The 20,586-nt window shown below is 60.7% G+C and carries 20 protein-coding genes; 4 read left to right on the forward strand and 16 right to left on the reverse strand.

Annotation, left to right across the window (positions count from 1 at the left end; all coding sequences use genetic code 11):
- Window positions 1-21: 21 nt before the first annotated feature.
- From ACT53S_RS13635 to ACT53S_RS13675, 9 genes are all read right to left on the reverse strand, one after another.
- Complete coding sequence (locus tag ACT53S_RS13635) at window positions 22-792, reverse strand: ATP-binding cassette domain-containing protein (protein ID WP_476067379.1); 771 nt, start codon at window positions 790-792, stop codon at window positions 22-24.
- Window positions 792-1,928, reverse strand: a complete 1,137-nt coding sequence (locus ACT53S_RS13640) for an ROK family transcriptional regulator (RefSeq protein WP_476067380.1) — start codon at window positions 1,926-1,928, stop codon at window positions 792-794. The genes ACT53S_RS13635 and ACT53S_RS13640 overlap by 1 nt, the downstream gene beginning before the upstream one ends.
- A gap of 302 nt (window positions 1,929-2,230) precedes the next feature.
- Window positions 2,231-3,250, reverse strand: a complete 1,020-nt coding sequence (locus tag ACT53S_RS13645) for a sulfate ABC transporter substrate-binding protein (protein ID WP_113378644.1) — start codon at window positions 3,248-3,250, stop codon at window positions 2,231-2,233.
- A gap of 232 nt (window positions 3,251-3,482) precedes the next feature.
- Window positions 3,483-3,860, reverse strand: coding sequence for a monovalent cation/H(+) antiporter subunit G (mnhG, locus tag ACT53S_RS13650; protein WP_113378645.1), 378 nt, complete (start codon window positions 3,858-3,860; stop codon window positions 3,483-3,485).
- Window positions 3,857-4,138: a K+/H+ antiporter subunit F gene (locus ACT53S_RS13655; RefSeq protein ID WP_113378646.1), complete on the reverse strand. Its 282-nt coding sequence runs from the start codon at window positions 4,136-4,138 to the stop codon at window positions 3,857-3,859. Before ACT53S_RS13655 ends, mnhG begins: the two co-directional genes overlap by 4 nt.
- Entirely contained in the window at window positions 4,135-4,611 is a 477-nt protein-coding gene (locus tag ACT53S_RS13660; RefSeq protein WP_142071015.1) for a Na+/H+ antiporter subunit E, read from the reverse strand. The genes ACT53S_RS13655 and ACT53S_RS13660 overlap by 4 nt, the downstream gene beginning before the upstream one ends.
- Window positions 4,608-6,242, reverse strand: a complete 1,635-nt coding sequence (locus ACT53S_RS13665; RefSeq protein WP_476067381.1) for a monovalent cation/H+ antiporter subunit D — start codon at window positions 6,240-6,242, stop codon at window positions 4,608-4,610. Before ACT53S_RS13665 ends, ACT53S_RS13660 begins: the two co-directional genes overlap by 4 nt.
- 2 nt (window positions 6,243-6,244) lie before the next feature.
- Entirely contained in the window at window positions 6,245-6,577 is a 333-nt protein-coding gene (locus tag ACT53S_RS13670) for a Na+/H+ antiporter subunit C (RefSeq protein WP_142071019.1), read from the reverse strand.
- Window positions 6,577-9,498 (reverse strand): monovalent cation/H+ antiporter subunit A, encoded by a 2,922-nt coding sequence (locus tag ACT53S_RS13675; protein WP_476067487.1) that lies wholly within the window; start codon window positions 9,496-9,498, stop codon window positions 6,577-6,579. The genes ACT53S_RS13670 and ACT53S_RS13675 overlap by 1 nt, the downstream gene beginning before the upstream one ends.
- 112 nt (window positions 9,499-9,610) lie before the next feature.
- On the opposite strand from ACT53S_RS13675, the gene ACT53S_RS13680 reads away from it, so the two are divergent.
- Window positions 9,611-9,868, forward strand: a complete 258-nt coding sequence (locus tag ACT53S_RS13680; protein WP_142071575.1) for a helix-turn-helix domain-containing protein — start codon at window positions 9,611-9,613, stop codon at window positions 9,866-9,868.
- 37 nt (window positions 9,869-9,905) lie between these two features.
- Here the strand turns inward: ACT53S_RS13680 and secD are convergent, their stop codons facing one another.
- From secD to ACT53S_RS13710, 6 genes are all read right to left on the reverse strand, one after another.
- Complete coding sequence (gene secD / locus ACT53S_RS13685; RefSeq protein ID WP_476067382.1) at window positions 9,906-12,422, reverse strand: protein translocase subunit SecD; 2,517 nt, start codon at window positions 12,420-12,422, stop codon at window positions 9,906-9,908.
- A gap of 83 nt (window positions 12,423-12,505) precedes the next feature.
- Entirely contained in the window at window positions 12,506-12,913 is a 408-nt protein-coding gene (locus tag ACT53S_RS13690; RefSeq protein ID WP_476067383.1) for a hypothetical protein, read from the reverse strand.
- A 192-nt stretch (window positions 12,914-13,105) separates the two neighbouring features.
- Window positions 13,106-14,140, reverse strand: coding sequence for an extracellular solute-binding protein (locus tag ACT53S_RS13695; RefSeq protein ID WP_476067384.1), 1,035 nt, complete (start codon window positions 14,138-14,140; stop codon window positions 13,106-13,108).
- Between the two features lie 19 nt (window positions 14,141-14,159).
- Entirely contained in the window at window positions 14,160-14,963 is an 804-nt protein-coding gene (locus ACT53S_RS13700; protein ID WP_476067385.1) for an ABC transporter permease, read from the reverse strand.
- The gene (locus tag ACT53S_RS13705) at window positions 14,956-15,849 is read right to left on the reverse strand and encodes an ABC transporter permease (RefSeq protein ID WP_113378653.1); all 894 of its coding nucleotides are present in this window, start codon (window positions 15,847-15,849) and stop codon (window positions 14,956-14,958) included. The genes ACT53S_RS13700 and ACT53S_RS13705 overlap by 8 nt, the downstream gene beginning before the upstream one ends.
- Entirely contained in the window at window positions 15,846-16,910 is a 1,065-nt protein-coding gene (locus tag ACT53S_RS13710; RefSeq protein ID WP_476067386.1) for an ABC transporter ATP-binding protein, read from the reverse strand. Before ACT53S_RS13710 ends, ACT53S_RS13705 begins: the two co-directional genes overlap by 4 nt.
- Window positions 16,911-17,012: 102 nt before the next feature.
- Between ACT53S_RS13710 and ACT53S_RS13715 the strand changes: the two genes are divergently transcribed.
- The 3 genes from ACT53S_RS13715 to ACT53S_RS13725 are packed head-to-tail and all read left to right on the forward strand — an operon-like array spanning window position 17,013 to window position 19,823.
- Window positions 17,013-17,702: a TetR/AcrR family transcriptional regulator gene (locus tag ACT53S_RS13715; RefSeq protein WP_476067387.1), complete on the forward strand. Its 690-nt coding sequence runs from the start codon at window positions 17,013-17,015 to the stop codon at window positions 17,700-17,702.
- The gene (locus tag ACT53S_RS13720; RefSeq protein ID WP_476067388.1) at window positions 17,699-19,348 is read left to right on the forward strand and encodes an amidohydrolase; all 1,650 of its coding nucleotides are present in this window, start codon (window positions 17,699-17,701) and stop codon (window positions 19,346-19,348) included. Before ACT53S_RS13715 ends, ACT53S_RS13720 begins: the two co-directional genes overlap by 4 nt.
- Window positions 19,338-19,823, forward strand: a complete 486-nt coding sequence (locus tag ACT53S_RS13725; RefSeq protein WP_476067389.1) for a DUF3237 family protein — start codon at window positions 19,338-19,340, stop codon at window positions 19,821-19,823. Before ACT53S_RS13720 ends, ACT53S_RS13725 begins: the two co-directional genes overlap by 11 nt.
- Before the next feature lie 120 nt (window positions 19,824-19,943).
- Here the strand turns inward: ACT53S_RS13725 and ACT53S_RS13730 are convergent, their stop codons facing one another.
- Window positions 19,944-20,492: a cysteine hydrolase family protein gene (locus ACT53S_RS13730; protein ID WP_476067390.1), complete on the reverse strand. Its 549-nt coding sequence runs from the start codon at window positions 20,490-20,492 to the stop codon at window positions 19,944-19,946.
- Window positions 20,493-20,586: the final 94 nt, after the last annotated feature.

Raw genomic sequence — 20,586 nt, forward strand, 5'->3', positions numbered from 1 at the left:
CAGTTTGAGCCGGACCCCTTTTCATTCTTTACCCACCGGTCCGGCGCCAGTGAGGGCTTGCCCTGTGATCATCTCGATCACTGCATCCGGGCTTGTCTTGGATCGCTCGACATCGCCGGCGACGACGCCGTGGCGGATGACGACGATACGATCAGCGACCTGAAAGGCCTGCTGCATGATGTGCGTGATGATGACGACGCCGATGCCCTGGCTCGCGACATGGCGGATCATATCGAGCCCCCGTCGGGTCTGTTCGACGCCAAGCGCCGCGAACGGCTCGTCGAGCAGGACCAGCTTGCCGCCCCAATGAACGAAGCGGTTCAGCTCGATGGCCTGTCGTTGGCCGCCGGACAGGTGCTCGACCTTCGTCCGCATCGACGGGATGCGGGTGCCGGCACTGGCGAGCGCCTTGGAGGTCACCTCTTCCATTGCCTTCTCGTCGAGAAACGGAATCCCGGCAATCTTGCGCGTGATTTCGCGCCCCATGAAGAAATTGCCGACCACGTCCACATTGGTGCAGAGCGAAAGGTCCTGGTAGACCGTCTCGACACCCGCGGCCTTCGCCTCGGCAGGCGTTCTCGCCTGATAGTCCCGTCCCTCGAACAGCATGCGGCCGGATGTCGGCTGCAGGCCACCGGAAATGATCTTCACGAGGGTCGATTTTCCAGCGCCGTTGTCGCCAAGAAGCGCCACGACTTCGCCTTTGCCGATCGAGAAGCTGACGCCCTTCAGGGCTTCGATCGCCCCGAAATGCATGCGGATGTTATCCAGGACGAGCAGTTTCTCGGTCATCAGGCGGTCCCCTTTTCCAGTGTTTCGAACATTTGCCCGTATCGCGGCGAGAGCACGCCGAAGACGGCGAGCGCCGCCGCGCCACGCAGAGCCGCGTGCTGGCAATCGCTGGCCATCACGACACGCGGCATCGCCCGGTTGGCCCGCGCGGAGATGGAATTGTCCAGCCCGTCGACGAGTGTCGCCAACTGGCCGATAAAGGCATGCGGGGCGAGCGCACCGAGCACGATCGTCTCGGGATCGAAGAGGTTTTCGATTGTCCTTACGGCGCTGCGGAAGAAGGGCGCGACCTCCGCAACCCATTCGCTGGCAGGCAGACCGCGACGCTCATAGGCATCGAGGGAGAGATAACGCTCGAGGCAACCGCGATTGCCGCAGGGACACGGCTCCCCATCAGGAACCGCCGGGATATGGCCGATTTCACCGGCGTTCCCCCAGGCCCCCCTCACCACGGCTCCGTCATGCATCATGGCGCCGCCCAGACCGACGCTGAAGAACAGGTAATAATAATCGGACAGCTGCTGCCCGAGGCCATAGAGCTGCTCGCCGAGAGCGGCCGCCGCCATATCGTTCTCGATAAAGGCAGGCAATCCCGTCGCATCGGCCAGATGCTGCCGTATATCCAGATCCTTCCAACCCGTCATGGTGGTAGAGCCGACGAAACTCATGGACTCCACGTCGAACGGCCCCGGCAGCGCCAACCCCGCACCAAGCAAACGTCCGCACCGCTGGCTCTCTTTGAGTTGCCCCACCATCTCCGCAATGACCGAGAAGGCCGTTTCGGGAGCGGCGTTGAGGACATCGCGACGCACACTTTCAACCACATCGCCCCGCAGGTTGACGAGGGCTGCCTCGATCCCGAGCGGCGTGACGTGAATGCCAAGGGCATGACCGCCGTCCGGATTGATCGTCAAGGTCGACGGCGGAATGCCTCTGCCTTCGGGAGCCTTCTGCGCAGAAAGGATGAGACCCTCATCCTCGAGTTCGCGGACGATCGTGGAAACGGTCTGAACGGTGAGGCCGACACTGCGCGCGATGTCGCCGCGCGTCACAGGACCACGAAGCCGGATTGCCTCCAGTACAATCCGTCGATTGTACGGCCGACCCGTCTCCTGGTTTGTTCCCCGCAATGCCATGGAAACCTCCGCTGATACCCGAGAGTGACAGCGGAATTTGATTTAGTCAAACCATTTTCAAAAAACGTCCAAACCCTTGGCAGGCATTGGCATCAGACGCAGTTGCAACGGAATGAGAGAGTTTTGTTCCGGGAACGAGCTGGGCGATCGCCCGGAGGAGAACTGATACTGCCCCCGAATTGGCATTCGCAGGCGCGCCGGCCTGTGCACCCATTGTGCTTCATCGAAAGATGATCGCGAATAAACACGACAAGGCCCGCCTCGCGTAAGCGAAGCGGGCCATAGACACGCAGTCGGGAGGATCAGCGCGGCTTATAGATCTGGTCGAAGATGCCGCCGTCGCCAAAGTGCTCGGGCTGTGCCTTCGCCCAACCGCCGAACAGCGGGTCGTCGATCGACACAAGCTTGATGTCGGGAAGCTGCTTCAGAAGCTCGGGCTTCACCAGTTCGGGTTTCGACGGACGGTAGAAGTGCTTCGCGGCGAGGTTCTGGCCCTCCTCGGAATAGAGATACGCGAGATAGGCTTCCGCCTGCTTGCGGCTACCCTTGGCATCGACATTCGCGTCAACGACCGTCACGGGCGGCTCGGCGCGGATGGAGATCGGCGGAACGATGATGTCAAAGCTGTCGGCCCCGAATTCCTGGCCAGCCAGATAGGCTTCGTTTTCCCAGGCCAGCAGCACGTCACCGATCTGGCGTTGGGCGAAGGTCGTCAGCGAGCCGCGGGCACCCGTATCGAGAACCGGGGCGCGCTTGTAGAGCTCGCCGATGTAGGCCTTGATCTTCTCCTGGTCACCACCGAATTCCTCGTTGGCCCAGGCCCATGCTGCGAGGTAGTTCCAGCGTGCGCCGCCTGACGTCTTCGGGTTCGGCGTGACGATCTGCACGTCACCCTTGACCAGATCACCCCAGTTCTGGATGCCCTTCGGATTACCCTTGCGCACCAGGAAGACGATTGTCGAGGTATAGGGCGAGGAGTTGTTCTCCAGCCGGCCACGCCAGTCTTCCTTGATCTTGCCCGTCTGCTTCACGATCTCATTGATGTCGCCTTCGAGTGCCAGCGTCACGACATCGGCATCCAGACCGTCGATGACGGCACGCGCCTGCTTGCCGGAGCCGCCATGCGATTGCTGGACGCTGACGTCCTCGCCGGTCTCTGCTTTCCAGTGCTTGGCAAAAGCCTCGTTATACTCCTTGTAGAATTCGCGGGTCGGGTCATAGGACACATTGAGCAGCGTCGTCTGCGCAAAGGTAGACGTTGCGCCAGACAGCGCCAGACCAAGGCTCAGTGCGGCCACCAGGCTTTTGGAGATGAGAGACATCCGTTTCCTCCGTTATCAGGTGGGGAAAGCCTATGGATTCAGTAGACATAGTCAATTGACCAAATCGTCAACAGAAAACTCATTTCCTTTGGACGACCTTCTTGGCAAAGCCTTCAGATCCGGCCCCGTCTATCAGCAAGACAAACCACGAAAGCGTTTCAACCCAGAAAGCTGTTTCAGGCAAAAGGACCTAATTCTCCCGCCCGGCCCCGCTGCCGGGTCCTTGACGTCGTCAATTCGGTTCGGACTGTTCGCCGGCCTCTGCCCCATCCTTCGGCACCGAGGGGTTTCCCTCGGCACGGTCGCGGTGCAGAGCCGCCCGGGCGAGCAGGATCAAAGTGACCGGGGTCGTCAGTGTGACAAAGATGCCGATCAGGATCTCGTGTAAGACAACGCGCGAGCCGACGATCGAGAAGAAGAGGATAGAGGCCAGCATGATCGCACCGACGCCCCAACTCGTTCCAAGCGTCGGGGCATGAATGCGCTCGTAAAAATTGGGCAGTCGCAAAAGCCCGATGGCACCAAGCAGGGTGAGACCGGAACCGAGCAGCAGCAGGACCGAAACGACAAGCACCACCCAAAGCGGAAGGTCGGCGACCGGCATCGTCATTCGATCACCTCCCCGCGCATCAGGAATTTGGCGAGCGCCACCGTTGCCACGAAGCCCATGAGGCCGATCACCAGTGCCGCCTCGAAATAGACCGTAAGACCGCTGCCGATTCCAAAGGTCACGAGCAGAAGCATGGCGATGACATAGGCGGCATCGAGAGCGAGGATGCGGTCCTGGGCACGCGGACCGATGAAAATACGGACAGTCGCAATCATGAGCGCAACCGCCAGAAGCATCTTGGCGATCGAGACGGCAGTGAAGAGAATGATGACACTCATTCGATGATCTCCAGCAGCAGGCTTTCATAGCGGAGCTTGATGTTTTCCACCCAGGCGTCCTCATCGATCAGGTCGAGGACATGGATCAGGACCGTCTTGCGGCGCCCGTCATAGGCAAGCCAGGCAGAACCCGGCGTGCTGGTCAGGATCACGGCCATGATGGCGAGCGCCATCGGATGCTCGATTTGAAGCGGCACCGTGATGAAACCGGCCGTGTGCGTCTGTCGCTTGCCACGCAGGACCAGAAACGCGACCGCGATATTGGAGCGAACGACATCCGTAAAGACCCGCCAGAAGAGCTTGGGCAGCAGATACCACTTCTTCATCTTCGGCTTGTCGGGCCTGAGCGATGCCATCGCCCAGCCGCCAAAAACGGCAACGACCGAACCAAGGATCAGATGGCCGAGTGTGACATCGTTGAGCAGAAGCCACATCGCGAGCAGGGATAGGCTCAGCAGCGGATGGGGGATCACGGCGCACCTCCGCTATTGGCCGCGCCGGCAGCATTGGGCGGATCGACGACAGAGGCATTGCGGACGGCATCGACATAAAGCGCGGGCTTCGCCAGATTTCGGATGGTGGTGTCCATGTAGCTCATGGCGGGACCCGCCTGGATGGTGAGCGCAAGCGTCAGCGAGAGCAGCAGCATGATCGGGACGAGTTCCACGACGAGCACGCGCGGAACGGCGCCCTCGATCGAACCCCAGAAGGTCCGTATCCCGGCCCGGGTCATCGAAATCAGCGCAGCCAGACCCGAGAGAATGACGAGCACGATCAGCGCCCAGACGGCAGCGTCAGGCGTTGTGCCGATCGATCCCGTGCCCATCATGGCGGACAGCATGGCGAATTTGGCGATGAACCCGGACAGCGGCGGCAAGCCCGACAGCAGGATACCGCAAGCTGCAAAACATATGCCGAGGATCGCCATCGTGCCCGGCATCGGCGTGCCGCCGCCATCCTCAATATCCGCCTCCTCCCCATCACCATAGGCTTCCATCGTCACCGCGAGAACATTGGCGCCGGCGTCCTGCCCGCGCTCGACCAGCTCGATAAGCATGAAGAAGGCACTGATCGTCAGGGTGGAGCTGACGAGGTAGAGCAAAGCCCCAGACGAAACCACGCCATCGTTGATACCGAGAACCATCAACAACGTGCCGGAGGAGACCAGCACGGAATAACCCGCGAGACGCCCCAAAGCCTGGGAAGCCAGAACCCCGATCGTTCCGAAGATCAAGGTCGCCATGCCGCCGATGAGCAGGATTTCGGCACCGAAACCGGCCGACGGCCCCTCACCGAACAGCAGCATGGTGAGGCGCAGGATGACATAGATGCCGACTTTGCTCAGGATCGCGAACATGCCGGCGACCGGCGCCGATGCTGCGCTATAGGCGGTCGGCAGCCAGAAGCAAAGCGGCCACATTCCAACCTTGATGAGGAAGGCCACGCCCAGAACAGCGGCCCCCGCTTCCATCAGGATCAACCGATCCGGCTCCATATCGGGCATGCGCAGCGCAAGATCGGCCATGTTCAGCGTACCCGCCGTGCCGTAGACGAGACTGACGCCGATCAGGAAGAACAGAGCCGCGACGAGGTTGACGGCAATGTAATGAAGCCCCGCCTTGACGCGCAAGGTGCCGGTGCCGTGCAGAAGCAGACCATAGGAGGCCGCCAGCATAACTTCGAAGAAGACGAAGAGGTTGAACAAATCGCCGGTCAGCAGGGCTCCGTTGACGCCGACCAGCAGCAATTGGAACAGGCTGTGAAAATGCGCCCCGACCGCATGCCATTTGGCAAGCGAGAAGGTCAGCGCAGCAAGACCCAGGATCGCGGTCAGCAACAGCATCATCGCCGACAGACCGTCGATGACGAGCACAATGCCGAAGGGGGCCGCCCAGTTGCCGAGCAGATAGACATTGTCGAAGCTGTTCGGCCCGCTCTCGACCGCGAACAGGATTACGGCATTGGCGAGCAGAAGCACGACAGACGCCAGGCTGACGAGCGCCTTCGCCGTTCTGTTGCGCTCGTCGATGAACAGCAACAAGGCCGCTGTCATCATCGGCAAGAGGATCGGCGTGACGATGAGATGGTGGCTCCAGTGTGTCACGGCTATTCGTTCCTCCCGTCGACATGGTCGTTGCCGGTCAGCCCGCGGGCAGCCAGCAGCACGACGAGAAACAGAGCAGTCGTGGCGAAGCCGATGACGATGGCCGTCAGCACCAATGCCTGCGGCACGGGGTCACTGAGCGTCGTCGAGACGACGCCGTCCTCGAGGATCGGCGGCAGGTTGCTCTTCACGCCACCCACGCCGAAGATGAAGAGGTTGACCGCGTAGGACAGCAGAGACAGCCCGATGATCACCTGATAGGTGCGCGGGCGCAGGATGAGCCAGACGCCACAGGTGGTCATCAGACCGATGGCAAGCGACAAGACGATTTCCATCAGCGTTTCTCCCCCTTGGCATCAAGGGCCCTGAGGCGGTTGATGCGGATCGACTGGTGGGCGAGTGCCACGAGGATCAGGACGGTCGCGCCGACGACAAGCGAGAAAACTCCGAGATCGAAGAGCAGGGCGGACGCGGCCGGTACCTTGCCGATCAGCGGTATTTCCAGATAGCGGAAATGCGAGGTAAGGAAGGGATAACCGAGAAGCAGGGCGCCGATACCGGTAATTGCCGCCATCAGAATACCGGCCCCCATCCATCGCAGGGGCAGGATACGGATGCGATCTTCCGCCCAGCGCGTGCCGCCAGCGAGATATTGCAGGAGGAAAGCGATCGACAGGGTCAACCCAGCCGAGAAACCGCCGCCGGGCATGTCGTGGCCGCGCATGAACAGGTAGACGGCGAAAGTGATGATGACAGGAAACAACCACTGCATCAGGACCGAAGGTACGAGCAGATAGTCGCGCATCATGTCGCCAGGCGATCGCTCCGGCTGTTCGGCATCGAAGCGGTTTTGCGTCAGCTGCTGCTCCGGCAACTCCATGCTGTCCTCGGCCGGACGGAAACGGCGGAGAAGTCCATAGACCGTGAGGCCCACAATACCGAGCACGGCGATCTCCCCGAGTGTATCGAAGGCGCGGAAATCAACGAGGATCACGTTGACGACATTGCGTCCACCGCCTTCGCTATAGGCATTTTGCAGGAAATAGCTCGCAATGGCGTCCGGTACCGGCATGGTCATGACGGTAAACGCCACCACCGACATGCCGACACCGCAGGCAATTGCCAGTGAAAGGTCCCGGAAACGGCGGAAACGGCTCTGCAGGGTCATCACCTCGCCATGGTCGAGGCTCCGTTTTGGCAGCCAGCGCAGCCCGAGCAAGATGAGAACGGTGGTTACGATCTCGACCAGCAACTGGGTGATCGCAAGGTCGGGCGCCGACAGCCAGACGAAGGTCATGCACACGATCAGCCCGACACCGCCCAGCATGATCAGCGCGGCCAACCGGTGGTATTTCGCAGAGACCGCCGCGCCGATGGCCAGTGCCATGCCGATCAGCCATAAGAGACCGAAGGCCGGATCGATGGAGGAAAAGACGGCGGGTCGGCGTTCAAAGCCCGAGAGGTAGAGCGGAAGGGCGGCTGCAACGAAGCCGGTGACCACGATCCATCGCAACTGCGGCTGGAGATTACGGGTGCCAAGCCGACTTTCCGCCAGACGCGCCCAGCGCCATGACACCGTCACGAGCACGCGCTCGAAAAGCCGCTGCCCCCGCAGACGGCGGAGGTAGGGTGGCCCGTCCTCACTGCGGGACAGGTAGTCGCGCATGGCAACATAGAGCGCAAAGCCGCCAAGAAGCGCGACAAGGCTCATTATCAGCGGAACATTCACACCATGCCAGATGCTGAGGCTGTATTCGGGGGTCCGACTGCCGAGGACACTCTCAACTGCCGTCTGCAGGAAAGGTCCGATTGAGATGGTAGGCACGATGCCCACGACGAGGCAGACGACCACGAGAACCTCGATTGGAACACGCATCCAGCGCGGCGGTTCGTGGGGCGTCTGTTTCGGCAGGTCCTGCGGCAAGGGGCCGAAGAAGACGGTGTGAATGAAACGCAGCGAATAGACAACGCTGAACACCCCGGCCAGCGTCGCGACATAGGGCAAGATGACGTCGAGATAGGAATCCGCATGGGTCTCGACGGCTTCGGCAAAGAACATCTCTTTCGAAAGGAAACCATTGAGCAGCGGCACCCCGGCCATGGCGGCGCTGGCAACCATGGCAAGCGTCGCCGTCGCCGGCATGAAGCGATAGAGACCACTCAGCCGCTGCATGTCGCGCGTTCCGGTTTCGTGGTCGATGATGCCGGCCGCCATGAACAGCGAAGCCTTGAAGGTCGCATGATTGAGCATGTGGAAGATAGCCGCCACCGTCGATAGCGGACTCCCGAGGCTCAGCAGAGTGGTGATCAGGCCGAGATGGCTGATGGTGGAATAGGCAAGCAACCCCTTCAAGTCGCGTTGGAACATCGCCAGGAAGGCACCGAGCAGGAGGGTCGAGATCCCGGCAAGCCCCACCAGCATGAACCATTCATACGTCCCCGACAGCACCGGCCAGAAGCGCACCAAAAGGAACACGCCGGCTTTCACCATGGTCGCAGAATGCAGGAAGGCCGAAACCGGCGTCGGGGCCGCCATCGCATTTGGAAGCCAGAAGTGAAAGGGAAACTGCGCGCTCTTCGTCAACGCCCCGAGCAGAATGAAGATCAGCGTCGGCAGATAGAGCGGGTGCGCCCGCACGACATCGCCGGACGCGAGGATCTTGTCGAGATCGTAGCTGCCGACGATCTTGCCGAGCAGCAGCATGCCGACCAGCAGGCAGAAACCGCCGATGCCGGTGATGGTCAGCGCCATGCGAGCCCCGTCGCGGGCCGCAGCACTCGTGTGCCAGTAGCTGATCAGCAGGAACGAGAAGATGCTCGTGAGTTCCCAGAAGATCGACAGAAGGATGACGTTGCCGGAGACGATAATGCCAAGCATCGCGCCCATGAAGGCGAGCAGGAACGAGAAGAAACGCGGGATCGGATCGTCCTTGCCCATGTAGTAGCGGGCGTAGAGGATCACCAGTAGACCGATCGACGTGACCAGCATGGAGAAGATCCAGGCGAAGCCGTCCAGGCGCAGGGAAAAATCGAGTCCGAATTGCGGAAGCCATTCCGCCGTGAAACGCAGAACGCCGTTATGTCGAACGAAGGGATAGGCCGCTGCGGTGAGGATCAGCGTCACAAGGGTGGTGGCGCCCGCCACGAAAACCGGCAGGTCGCGCGAGGTCGTGTTCAGGATGAAAGCCGACGCCAGGCTGCCGACAAACGGCAGCAAGAGCAGCAGAAGCAGGATGGTCGAAGCGTCCAACGTTATCCCAAATTTCGTTCCTCCGGCATGACCAGCCCTCACGCGCACGCCCGAGACTGGAAAATAAATGAATCTCACCCTAAATAGGCAATATCACCCTAAATGGGCAATTTTAACCATGGTTCAACCCGATAACGACATTGTTTTTTCGCCTGCGCTCTGTCGGGCGGCCCGAGGCTATCTCAACTGGACCCAAGATGACCTGGCCAGCCGATCGAATGTGTCGCGAAGCACCATACGCGACTTCGAAGGGCAGCGGCATGGTCTGCATCGCTCCACCGAAGCGCAGTTGCGGCAGGCCTTCGAGCGGGAAGGCTTGAGCTTCCTGCGCGTGGCTGGCTGCCCAGGGCTGCGCTGCCTTTCGCAACAGGAGTAACGCGGGCGAGGCGGAAAATCCGCCTCGCCCGCTGTTCTCAGACAGCCGGCTGCTCCTCGACACGCGCGCCCAGGCGCGCCTTCCGACGTGTCCGCCAGTCTCCGAGGAACAACAGGATCGGAGCCGCGATGAACACCGAGGAAGACGCGGCGATGAAGATGCCGAACACCATCGGGACAGCAAAGCTCTCCACCGCACTGCCGCCCCAGATCGCCATGGGCACCATCGCGAGGAAGGCCGTGGCTGAGGTGTAGAGACTTCGCGCCAGCGTTTCGTTGATCGACAGATTGATCAGATCCCGGAATGGCATGGCTTTGTAGAGCCGCATGTTCTCGCGCATGCGGTCGTAAACCACGACCTTGTCATTGACGGAATAGCCGACCAGCGTCAGCAGCGCGGCGATCGCGGTGAGATTAAAGTCGAGTCCTGTCAGCGCGAAGAAGCCGATCGTCTTTGTCACGTCGAGGATGAGGGTCGCAATCGCCCCGACCGCGAATGGCCAGTCAAACCGGACCCAGATGTAGACGAGCATCGCGAGCGAAGCGAGAATGACGGAGGTCAGTCCGGCCGTGGCCAATTCGCCGCTTACCTTGGGACCAACCACCTCCGTCCGCTCGATCTTGGCGGAAGCATCGAGAGCTTGAATGGTCTGACGCACCTTCTCGACAGCATCGGTCTGCGCCGGCTCACCGCCCGGCTGGCGTTCGAGGCGCAGCATGACATGGCTGCTGTCTCCGAATTCCTGAAGCGCCACCTCTCCGAGGTTCAATGCCTCGATGCCTGAGCGCAAGCCTGCAAGATCCGCCGGCCCGGTCGTCGAGAGCTCCAGCTGGATGCCGCCCTTGAAGTCGACGCCGTAGTTGAGACCGGGCGTAATGAACAGGATGATAGACGAAATCGACAGAAAGGCCGACACGCCGATGCCGATCAATCGCGCCTTCATGAAGTCGATCTTCGTGCCGTCCTTGATCAGCTTGAACGGCAAAAGCGGCTTGATGGTGATCGATTTCAGCTTGTAGCGGCGGGCGATTGCCACCATCGCCACCCGCACGACGGAGACTGCCGTGAACATCGAGATGGCAATGCCAAGGCCCATGGTGACGGCAAATCCGCGCACCGGGCCGGAGCCGAACCAGAACAGCAGGACGGTCGCAATAAGAGCCGTGACGTTGCTGTCGATGATTGTCGAATAGGCTTTTGAGAAGCCGTGATCGATGGCGGCAAAAGCCCCTCGCCCCTTTCCGACCTCCTCGCGGATACGCTCGTTGATCAGAACATTGGCGTCAACGGCGAGACCGATCCCGAGCACGATGCCGGCAATACCTGGCAAGGTAAGCGTGGCACCGATCAGAGTGAGGCCGGCAAAGGTCAGGATCACGTTCAACGTGAGCGCCAGCACGGCAAGCAGGCCCCAGGCGCCGTAGAGGCTCAGGATGAAGACGACCACGAGGCAAAAGCCGGCGAGACCCGACATGATCCCCATCTCGATCGCATCACTGCCGAGATCGGCACCGACGGTGCGCTCCTCGATGACGGTAAGTTTCGCCGGCAGGGCACCCGCCCTCAACAGAGCAGCGAGCGTATTGGCTTCGTCGACCGAAAACGCACCCGAGATCTGCCCGGCACCGCCGGTAATCGGTTCACGGATGACCGGCGCGCTCAGCACCTTGTCGTCGAGCACGATGGCGAAAGGGCGACCGACATTGTCTCGGGTGATGCGGGCAAAGCGATCCGCCCCCACGCCATCGAAGCGGAAGGAAACAACGGGCTGGCCGCCCTGCGGATCGAATTGGGCGCGTGCATCGGTCAGCCGGTCACCGGCCAGCAGGACGGTCGACTGTACCGGATAGCTGCGACCGCTCTCGTCGGCCAGCATCTTGACGCCAGCGGTTCCGGCTTCGCCCAGGAGATGGAAACTCATCTTGGCGGTGGTGCCGAGAAGTGCACGCAGCCGCGACGGGTCTTGCTCCCCCGGAAGCTGCACGAGAACACGGTCGGCGCCGACCCGCTGGATCGTCGGCTCGGCGACGCCGACCTGATCGACGCGCTGGCGGATGACTTCGAGGCTCTGCTCGACGGCATGGCTCATGCGGGACGTGATGCCCTGCTCTGTCGGGGCCATTCTCACGGTACTCGCCCCGTCCGAGGTGATGGCGAGTTCCGGAGAACCCGTACCCGTCAGCGTGACGGCGGGGTTGTTCAGCACCGCAAGTGCCTCGATCGCCGCCTGGCTTTGCGCGGGATCGGCGAGGACCACGGCGACGGCACCGCTATCGCGGCGGACGCTGCGGGTCTGCACGCGCGCCTCGACCAGGGTCGACCGAGCCTCCTGTGTAAGGCTCTGCAGCCATTCGTCCACCAGAGCCTGCCGGTCCACTTCAAGTACGAGATGGGAGCCGCCGCGCAGGTCAAGACCGAGAGACACACGCTGATGCGGCATCCAGGAGGGAAGTCGGGAAAGGGTCGAGTCGGGCAGAACATTCGGCAAGGCGATGAGCAAGCCGAGCAGGATGACGAGCATGTAGCCCATCACCTTCAAGAGGGAGTTTTTCATTATGAATCCAGCATGTTGCCACCACAGCCATCAAGGCCGCAGTACAAACGGGTCGAGCCATCCAATCGATGGCGGCGATACGGTCAGGCGGTGAGCTGGATTTTGGGTGGTGCACGCGACCAATAGGGTTGCGGCGCATCAAGGCGCGTATTGGCGACCGAGAAACGCTGCATCAGGTCGCCATGGCGACACATCCACAAGGTCGAAATATCCGGTACAAGACAGCCATCGCCCGAGGCCCAGGGCCGCATTTTCGGGCGAGCAGACTGATCGGCGGAAGTCAGGAAGCGTGTTTCGCCATGACCGCCGGCCACCACCTGCCCATTGTCCGAACGCGAGATGGCGCCGGCGGAGGACATCCCCGGGTGGAAACGGCCAAAAACATCACCGCCACACAGAAGCAGCAGAGACGCGAACAGGCTTACGATGACGGCTGCGAGATGTCTGGGCTGCCGGAGCCGCGTGTCATCTCTCAGGTTTGCATCTTCCATGATCATCCTTCCACGGATGCATGTGGCACATTTCGCACCATTTTGCCACCCGCGAGAGGAAAGGATCCATGGATTGACCCGCGGCTGATCCTTGGCAGCGCTTTCTGACCAGTTCTCGGCGGTTGTCGCTGGCCGCATAGCAGGCAGAGAAAAGATCCGGCCGGCAACGAAGCCAGCCGGATCATGTTCTTCTTACTTCGTCAGATCGGTCCAGATTCGGGCGTAGATCTGCTGGACATCGGTCGGGCAAGTCACCTGGAAGTGGGCCGCAGTCTTGAACTCGGCCGGGATATTCATCTCCGGTGCCTTCGGCAACTCGGGATCCATGAACTTCTCAGATCCGACGATGGCATTGCCATAACGCGTGTAATTGGAAATCAGGGCCGCATTTTCCGGGTCCATGATGAAGTCTAGGAACCGCTTGGCGTTATCGACATTCTTCGCGTCAGCGAGGATCGCAACGTTGTCCTGCCACAACGAAAAGCCTTCCTTCGGATAACCATAGGCGAAGCCCGGGTTTTCCGCGCGGATACGCATGGCCGCCCCCGACCAGAAGATCGAGGCATTGAGATCTTCCTTGATGAATTTCTCGAAGCTCGCATAGTCGATCGAGGCCCAGTAGGGCTTGGCAGCCATCAGCTTGTCACGGGCGGCTTTCAGGATCGCCTTGTCAGTCGTGCAGGCCTCGCCGCCGACATAGTTGATCGCCATGTCGATCACGTCGTTCATCTGGGGAACGACATTGATCTTGCCCTTGAGCTCTTCCGGCGGATCGAAGATCACGGCGGTGGTGTTGATGTCACCCTTATACACCTTGGTGTTGACCATCACCCCTGTCGTGCCCCAGACCCAAGGAACCGTATAGTGGCGACCGCTGTCCCAGGCGACATCGACCCATTCGGGGTTTACGTTCTTGAAGTTCGCCATTTGATTGGGCTCACTCTTCAGAAGCAGACCCTTTTCGATATAGATCGGCACCACCGAAGCGGAGGGCACGACGATGTCGAAGCCATGACCACCGGCCTCGATCTTGGCCATCGCGGTCTCGTTGGAATCGTATTCGGTGAGGGTGACCTTCACGTCGTATTTTTCTTCGAATTTCTTGATCAGGTCCGGCGGCGTGTAGAGGCCAAAATTAAAGATGTTCAGCTGCCCTTCGGCAAAGGCAGGGATTGCCGTCGTCAACAGGAGACCTGCTGCGGTGGCCAGTCTGCATGTCATGTTCATTGCGTTCTCCTCTGAAAGTTCAGTCTTTCTTTCGTGTTGCTACCCATGACCCGGCCACGATCAGCACGCTGATCAGAAGAAGAAGCGAGGAAATGGCGTAGATTTCTGAGGTGAGATTCCGCCGAAGTTCACCCATCAGATAGGTCGGCAGGGTTTCCTGCCCTGGAGATTTCAGGAATTCAGTCATGACGAGATCATCAAGCGAAACCACGAAAGCCAGCATGAAACCGGCCATGATACCGGGCATGAGCAGGGGAAGTGTCACCCGCCTGAACGCATAGAAACGGCTCGCATAGAGATCGGCGGCAGCCGTCTCCAGGCTGATATCCATGCTCGCCAGCCGTGCACGGATCGGCAGATACGCAAAAGGAATGCAGAAGGTGGTGTGGGCCGCGATGAGAAAGCCGAGCCCGGTATAGCCTGTGATCTGCTTGATCTGGCCGATGATGATGAGCAATGCGATCGCCAGCACGATTTCAGGGACCATCAGGGGTTGGTTCAGGATGACATGAACGATCCCCTCTCCGCGAAACGCGGCAGTCCGGCTGGTCGCCAGAGCAGCCATTGTCGCCATGATGGTCGCGAGAACCCCCGCCGTCGTTGCCAGGATGAGAGAATTTACGGCCGCATCCATGAACGCCTGGTTCTGGAGCGCTGCCTCATACCAGCGGATGGAGAAGCCTTCCCAGTTGCCGATCACCTTGCCCGAATTGAACGAGTAGGCGACCAGGATGACCATCGGAATATACAGGATGACGAAGCAGGTGATTGCCAGGAATGCCGCCCCGGGCAACCGTTTGACGCTGAAAGTGCCCTCAGCCATGGCTGCGCTCCTTCTTTTCGGAGGTGATGCGCGTGTACCAGATCAATGCAAGCAGGACGAGAACGGTCAGTGTGATCGCCAGTGCCGCACCCAGCGGCCAGTTCCGCCCTTGACCGAACTGCATTTCGATCAGATTGCCGAGCATCATCGACTTGCCTCCGCCCATGATGCGCGGCGTGACATAGGCTCCCAGTGCCGGCACGAACACCAGAATGGAGCCCGCGATGATGCCGGGTCGCACCAGCGGCAGGATGACTCGGCGAAGGCAATAGAAACGCGAAGCGTAGAGATCGTAACTCGCTTCTGCGAGTGTGAAGTCGAACTTCTCGATGGCGGCATAGACCGGCAAGACCATCAGCGGCAGGAAGACATAGGCCATCCCCAGCAGCACCGCGAAGTTGGTGAACATCAACTGCAACGGCTGATCAATGATGCCCACCGCCAGCAGGATCCGGTTCAACACGCCTTCGGACCGGATCATTTCCTGAACCGCGATGGTGCGGACCAGGAGGTTTGTCCAGAACGGGATCGTAATCAGGAAGAGCCAGAACCCGCGCTGGGATAGGGGTCGTGTGGCAATGAACCAGGCCGTCGGCAGGCCGAAAATAAGAGTTATGATGGTGGTCGCGAGAGAAAGGCCGACGGAACGGCCGAGAATGGCCAGATTGGCCCCCGACACTGTCACGGAGTCATCGAAAATGTCCCGCTCGAAAAGCACGGAGAACCAGCCGTTTGTCGAGAAGATCCAGTTGACATTGCCGAAGTCGCCGGGAGTGAGGAACGAATAGAGTAGAACGACACCGAGCGGCAGGATCGAGAACAGCATGATCGTCACGATCGCGGGCAACAAGAGGCCCCAGCGGCGGGACGTCTCGGACAATTTCATCGACGCGCCTCCTCATCGGCAATGATCCGCAGAGCCTCCGCCGGCAGCGCGATCGAGATCGCCTGCCCCTCAGTGAAGTTGCGATCCCCGTTGAGACTGTTCTGCACACGAGCAACGAGCGCAGCTCCATCGGGCAGAGCGAGATGCACATGACTGTCCGTGCCGAGGAACACGATTTGGGAGATGGTTCCGGAGAGGTTGAGCCCATTCGGAAGGTTCGCCCCCAGCGCCACGTGCTCCGGCCGAACCATCAGCGTGAGCTCACCGTTTGTCGCGCCCGGCAGCGCGATCTGGCCGGCTCCGACCGTGACAAGACCGTTTGCCGCCTGACCTGTCAGGAAGTTCGATTCACCGATGAAACCGGCGACGAAGCGGTTGGCCGGTTTTTTGTAGAGTTCACCGGGAGACGCGATCTGCTGAACGCGCCCGCCGCTCATCACGGCGATGCGGTCCGACATGGTCAGCGCTTCTTCCTGGTCGTGCGTCACGAAGATGAAGGTCAGGCCCGTTTCGCGCTGCAGGCGTTTCAATTCGACCTGCATCTCCTTGCGCAACTTCATGTCGAGAGCTGACAGGGGTTCATCGAGCAGGAGTATCCGCGGCTTGGCGGCCAGAGCACGGGCCAGTGCCACGCGCTGCTGCTGCCCGCCTGACAGTTCCACGCTCTTTCGATGTTTAAGATGCGACAGCTGCACGAGCGTCAGCATGGCATCGACGGCAGGATCGATCTCTGCACGAGGTCGCCCGAGCGCCTCGAGTGCAAAGGCGACGTTCTGGCCCACCGTCATGTGCGGAAAGAGCGCATAGTTCTGGAACACCGTGTTGACGGGGCGCCGGTTGGGCGGCATCTGGGCGATGTCCTCCCCGTCAAGCACCAGGGAGCCGCTACTTGGGCTGCTGAACCCGGCGATCAACCGCAGGAGCGTGGTCTTGCCACAGCCCGAGGGTCCCAAAAGAGTAAAAAACTCGCCCTCTGCGATGGAGAAACTGACTTCGTGCAAAGCAGTGACCGTCCCGTTCCCGTGACCGAACCGCTTCGATAATTCTCGGATATCAAGCATGCGCCTCTCGTTCCCCAAAGGTCTTTTTAATATGCGTATTGACAAAATATCTTTAGTCAATAAAATTTTTTATCGTAATAAATATTTTATGGCGAAATGCACATGACCGACGTATCGACCCCCGTAATGCCAGGGGAACCAGGGCTGAGAAGTCGGAAGAAGGCCAAGCGGCGCGATGAAATCATTGCGGCGGCCAGGAGATTGTTCGATCAGCAAGGCGTCGACGCGACCACAATGGCCGATATCGCCGCCGCAGCAGGCATATCGCCTCCGACGGTTTTCAATTATTTCGGGTCGAAAGACGGAGTGCTGATCGCGCTGATCAGTGAAGGCACCACCGAAGCCCGCGAACAAGACCGCAACCTCCATTGGCGCGAAGGGGTCGACCTCGGAGAGCTCTTGGTCGGATTTTTTCTGCGTGTATCGCTCCGTACACTGGAAATTGCAGACAAGCGGGTCTGGCGCTACGCGGAAGCGGCAGCCATTCGCCAGCCGGCCACGGAACTCGCCGTTCAATATCAGAGTGTTTCAGAAGCACTGGTGAACGTGGTCGCGGAATACATCGCAGACCTCGACATCCATACGCGGTCGGGAGGAGAGGTTTCACCTGCCTTCATCGGGAGATTGCTTCACGACGTCTGGATGCCCTGCTTCATCAGCCTGATCACCAATGAAGATCAGAGCCTTGCCGAGCATGAAGCCGTCTTGCAGACGCGGATCCCGCCCCTCGTGAACCTGTTGTTCGATGAGCAGAGCATCAAATCTCCCAAGCGCAAAGGACAACCCGCATGACGGCATCGCTGCTCTTCATCAACGCCCGCATCCTGACGATGGATGCGGACAAACCGCATGCGAATGCGCTTGCCGTTGCTGGAAACCGCATCATCGCCGTCGGTGATGAGAATGAAGTCCGCAGTCATGCCGGCGCGGAAACCCGCGTCGTTGATGCTCAAGGCGCCACCCTAATGCCGGGTTTCGTGGAAAGTCACGTGCACATCTTTTCCGGTGCCTATGGACAGACCCTGCTGCAACTCGCCGACATCAGAGGCTTCGAGGCGATGAAGGCCGCAGTCTCCGCCTTCGCCGCAGACCGTCCAGATGAAGGCCTGCTGTTCGCGCAGGGTGCGGATTATGAACTGCTCGGCCCCGGCACCCGCCTCGACCGCCATGCCCTCGACGCCATGTGCCCGGACCGTCCACTGGCCGTCATGGCCTACGACTTCCATACACTGTTTGCCAATACTGCGGCTCTCCAAGCCGCCGGGCTGCTGCATGGACGCGACTTGCCTGTCGGCAACGAGGTTGTCATGGGCGATGATGGTCTGGCCACGGGCGAATTGCGGGAAAAATTCGCATTGGTTCCGGTGCTGGAACTTCGCACGTCAGGTGGACGCGAAATGTTCGGCATGTCCGGCATTGAACCACCGATCCCGCCGACCGAGGCGGAATGGCGGGAGGACGTGGAGATCCTCAAGTCAGGCATGCGCTTTGTCGCATCCAAGGGCATCACCTCGATCCACAACATGGACGGGAACCGCCACCTGCTCGAACTGTTGCGCGATGTCGAAAAGGAAGACGGACTGCTGGCCCGCACCTCGGTCCCCTTCCACCTGACGCGTGAGATGCCACTCTCTGAGCTCGAACGCGCCTCCGACATGACCCGCGATTTCACCGGGGACAAGCTGAGCTGCGGTCGCGTCAAGATCTTCGTAGATGGCGTGATAGAAAGCGGCACGGCCTCCATGCTGGCCGATTATGCCGACCGTCCGGGTCTGCGCGGCGAGCCCATCTTCGATCGTGAGAGCTTCCGGCAAGCGGCCATTGAAGCCGATCGCCGCGGTTTGCAGATCACCGTGCATGCCATCGGCGACGCTGCTGTCCGCATTGCCCTCGACGGCTACGAGGCGGCCCGTGACGCGAACGGTCGGCGTGACAGCCGCCACCGCATCGAGCATGTGGAAATGATCGATCCTGCCGATGTGCCGCGGTTTGCCGATCTCGGCGTCATCGCCTCGTTCCAGCCGCTTCACGCCCCGGTCGGAGAGACACCGACCTCGCGCAGCATCGGACCGGAGCGGGCAGCACATGCCTACGCCTGGCGCACCCTTGCGGAGGCCGGTGCGACCGTCGCATTTTCCTCGGATTGGCCGATCGTGCCGGTGGACCCGCTGCTCGGCATCCAGACGGCGCTGACCCGGCAACCGCACCTCCCGGGCCTCCCGGACCAGCGGCTTCCGCTTCACCAGGTTCTCGAGGCCTTCACCTGCAACGGTGCCTATGCGGGCCACATGGAACAGAAAACGGGACGTCTCAAAGCCGGGATGCTCGCCGACATCGTCCTGTTGTCGGGCGACATCGAGTCAACGCCGGCGGAAGAAATCGCCTCGCTCGGCATCGTCATGACCGTGTGCAATGGACGGATCACCCATGAAGCCTGAAGACATCACCTTCGACATGACGACCCTGGGCGCGGGCCGGAGCCTTGATGCGCCGACACTCGCCAAGGCCTGCGTGATCCGCGCCGATATCGGTCCTGCGATCGAGTATCCAACAACGGAGGGCCACGTCCGCGCCTATTTCCCCATTACCGGTGGTGAGGCAAAGGGCAGAGCCTTGACTGGGCGCATCCTGCCAGGCGGAGCAGATTTCGCCATCGCTCTGCCCGACGGTTCCTACGCCGTAGAGGCACGATACGTCATCGAACTGGAGGATGGAACGCCGATGATGGTCAACAACGCCGGCAGGATGGTGCGGCAAACCGATGGCAGCTACCACGGACGCACCCGGGCGACGTTGGAGGTCCCAGAAGGACCCCACGCCTCGCTCGGCAAGGCTGTTTACTTCGGCACGGCGCTCGCCGAAGCCGACGATCAGGATCACGTTTACATCGAACTGTGGGAAGCGTTGATCTAACCGCACGCGTTTAGGGCCGGACAGGTCGGCGGCCCGCCGACCTGCCCGGCGTGCCTCCTCGGAAGGTGCCGTGACGCTTCGCCCATCCGAAATTGTGGAGAGCGGCCGAAGCCACTGCCGTTAGCTGTTCAAGAAGTCGTCGGTGCTCACGACATTCGCATAAGCGAACGCCAGTGCAGCCATGAAAGACGCATGCACGTCGGCGGCCGATACGGTTTTCCCGCCGAACTCCAGATCGCGGGTCGCCACCGCATCGTGGAGCACCGTCACCGCATATCCGAGGTCCGACGCCGCCCGGACGAGGGCATCAATGCACATGTGGCTCATGGCTCCGACGACCACCAGGTCCGTCACGCCCTGAGCGTCAAGGATCGCCTTAAGATCGGTCCCGAGAAACCCGTTGATGTTCGCTTTTGTCACCACCGTTTCGCCTTCGGCGGGAGACACCAGGGTGTTGATATCGGCACCCGGCGTGCCCGGAACGAAGAAGGTCGCGTCTTCTTCACCCGCATGATGGCGGATATGAACCACCGTTTCTTGATTGGCACGGAATCGATCAAGCACCGTGCGCGCTTTCGCGGCCGCCGCGGCGGTACCGACGAGCGTGAAGGCTCCACCCTCGAAATAATCGTTCTGAAAATCCACCAGGACCAAGGCTGTCGCGGTCATATCTGCTCCCTGTTGAGTCATTTGGTTGATTGCCGGATCGAGAGAAGCAATGGCATCCGCGTCATCTCCCGTCCACCCAGAAGGGAACGCTTGG

The sequence above is a fragment of the Allorhizobium sp. DMC15 genome (assembly GCF_056314065.1).

Excerpts from the sequence above, each read along its gene's own strand:
- ACT53S_RS13680 (WP_142071575.1), top strand. The coding sequence starts at position 9,611 with ATGGTTCAACCCGATAACGACATTGTTTTTTCGCCTGCGCTCTGTCGG.
- ACT53S_RS13640 (WP_476067380.1), bottom strand. The coding sequence starts at position 1,928 with ATGGCATTGCGGGGAACAAACCAGGAGACGGGTCGGCCGTACAATCGA.
- ACT53S_RS13720 (WP_476067388.1), top strand. The coding sequence starts at position 17,699 with ATGACGGCATCGCTGCTCTTCATCAACGCCCGCATCCTGACGATGGAT.
- ACT53S_RS13690 (WP_476067383.1), bottom strand. The coding sequence starts at position 12,913 with ATGGAAGATGCAAACCTGAGAGATGACACGCGGCTCCGGCAGCCCAGA.
- ACT53S_RS13670 (WP_142071019.1), bottom strand. The coding sequence starts at position 6,577 with ATGGAAATCGTCTTGTCGCTTGCCATCGGTCTGATGACCACCTGTGGC.
- ACT53S_RS13725 (WP_476067389.1), top strand. The coding sequence starts at position 19,338 with ATGAAGCCTGAAGACATCACCTTCGACATGACGACCCTGGGCGCGGGC.
- ACT53S_RS13635 (WP_476067379.1), bottom strand. The coding sequence starts at position 792 with ATGACCGAGAAACTGCTCGTCCTGGATAACATCCGCATGCATTTCGGG.
- ACT53S_RS13705 (WP_113378653.1), bottom strand. The coding sequence starts at position 15,849 with ATGAAATTGTCCGAGACGTCCCGCCGCTGGGGCCTCTTGTTGCCCGCG.
- ACT53S_RS13695 (WP_476067384.1), bottom strand. The coding sequence starts at position 14,140 with ATGAACATGACATGCAGACTGGCCACCGCAGCAGGTCTCCTGTTGACG.
- secD (WP_476067382.1), bottom strand. The coding sequence starts at position 12,422 with ATGAAAAACTCCCTCTTGAAGGTGATGGGCTACATGCTCGTCATCCTG.
- mnhG (WP_113378645.1), bottom strand. The coding sequence starts at position 3,860 with ATGACGATGCCGGTCGCCGACCTTCCGCTTTGGGTGGTGCTTGTCGTT.
- ACT53S_RS13715 (WP_476067387.1), top strand. The coding sequence starts at position 17,013 with ATGACCGACGTATCGACCCCCGTAATGCCAGGGGAACCAGGGCTGAGA.
- ACT53S_RS13730 (WP_476067390.1), bottom strand. The coding sequence starts at position 20,492 with ATGACCGCGACAGCCTTGGTCCTGGTGGATTTTCAGAACGATTATTTC.
- ACT53S_RS13710 (WP_476067386.1), bottom strand. The coding sequence starts at position 16,910 with ATGCTTGATATCCGAGAATTATCGAAGCGGTTCGGTCACGGGAACGGG.
- ACT53S_RS13645 (WP_113378644.1), bottom strand. The coding sequence starts at position 3,250 with ATGTCTCTCATCTCCAAAAGCCTGGTGGCCGCACTGAGCCTTGGTCTG.
- ACT53S_RS13655 (WP_113378646.1), bottom strand. The coding sequence starts at position 4,138 with ATGAGTGTCATCATTCTCTTCACTGCCGTCTCGATCGCCAAGATGCTT.
- ACT53S_RS13700 (WP_476067385.1), bottom strand. The coding sequence starts at position 14,963 with ATGGCTGAGGGCACTTTCAGCGTCAAACGGTTGCCCGGGGCGGCATTC.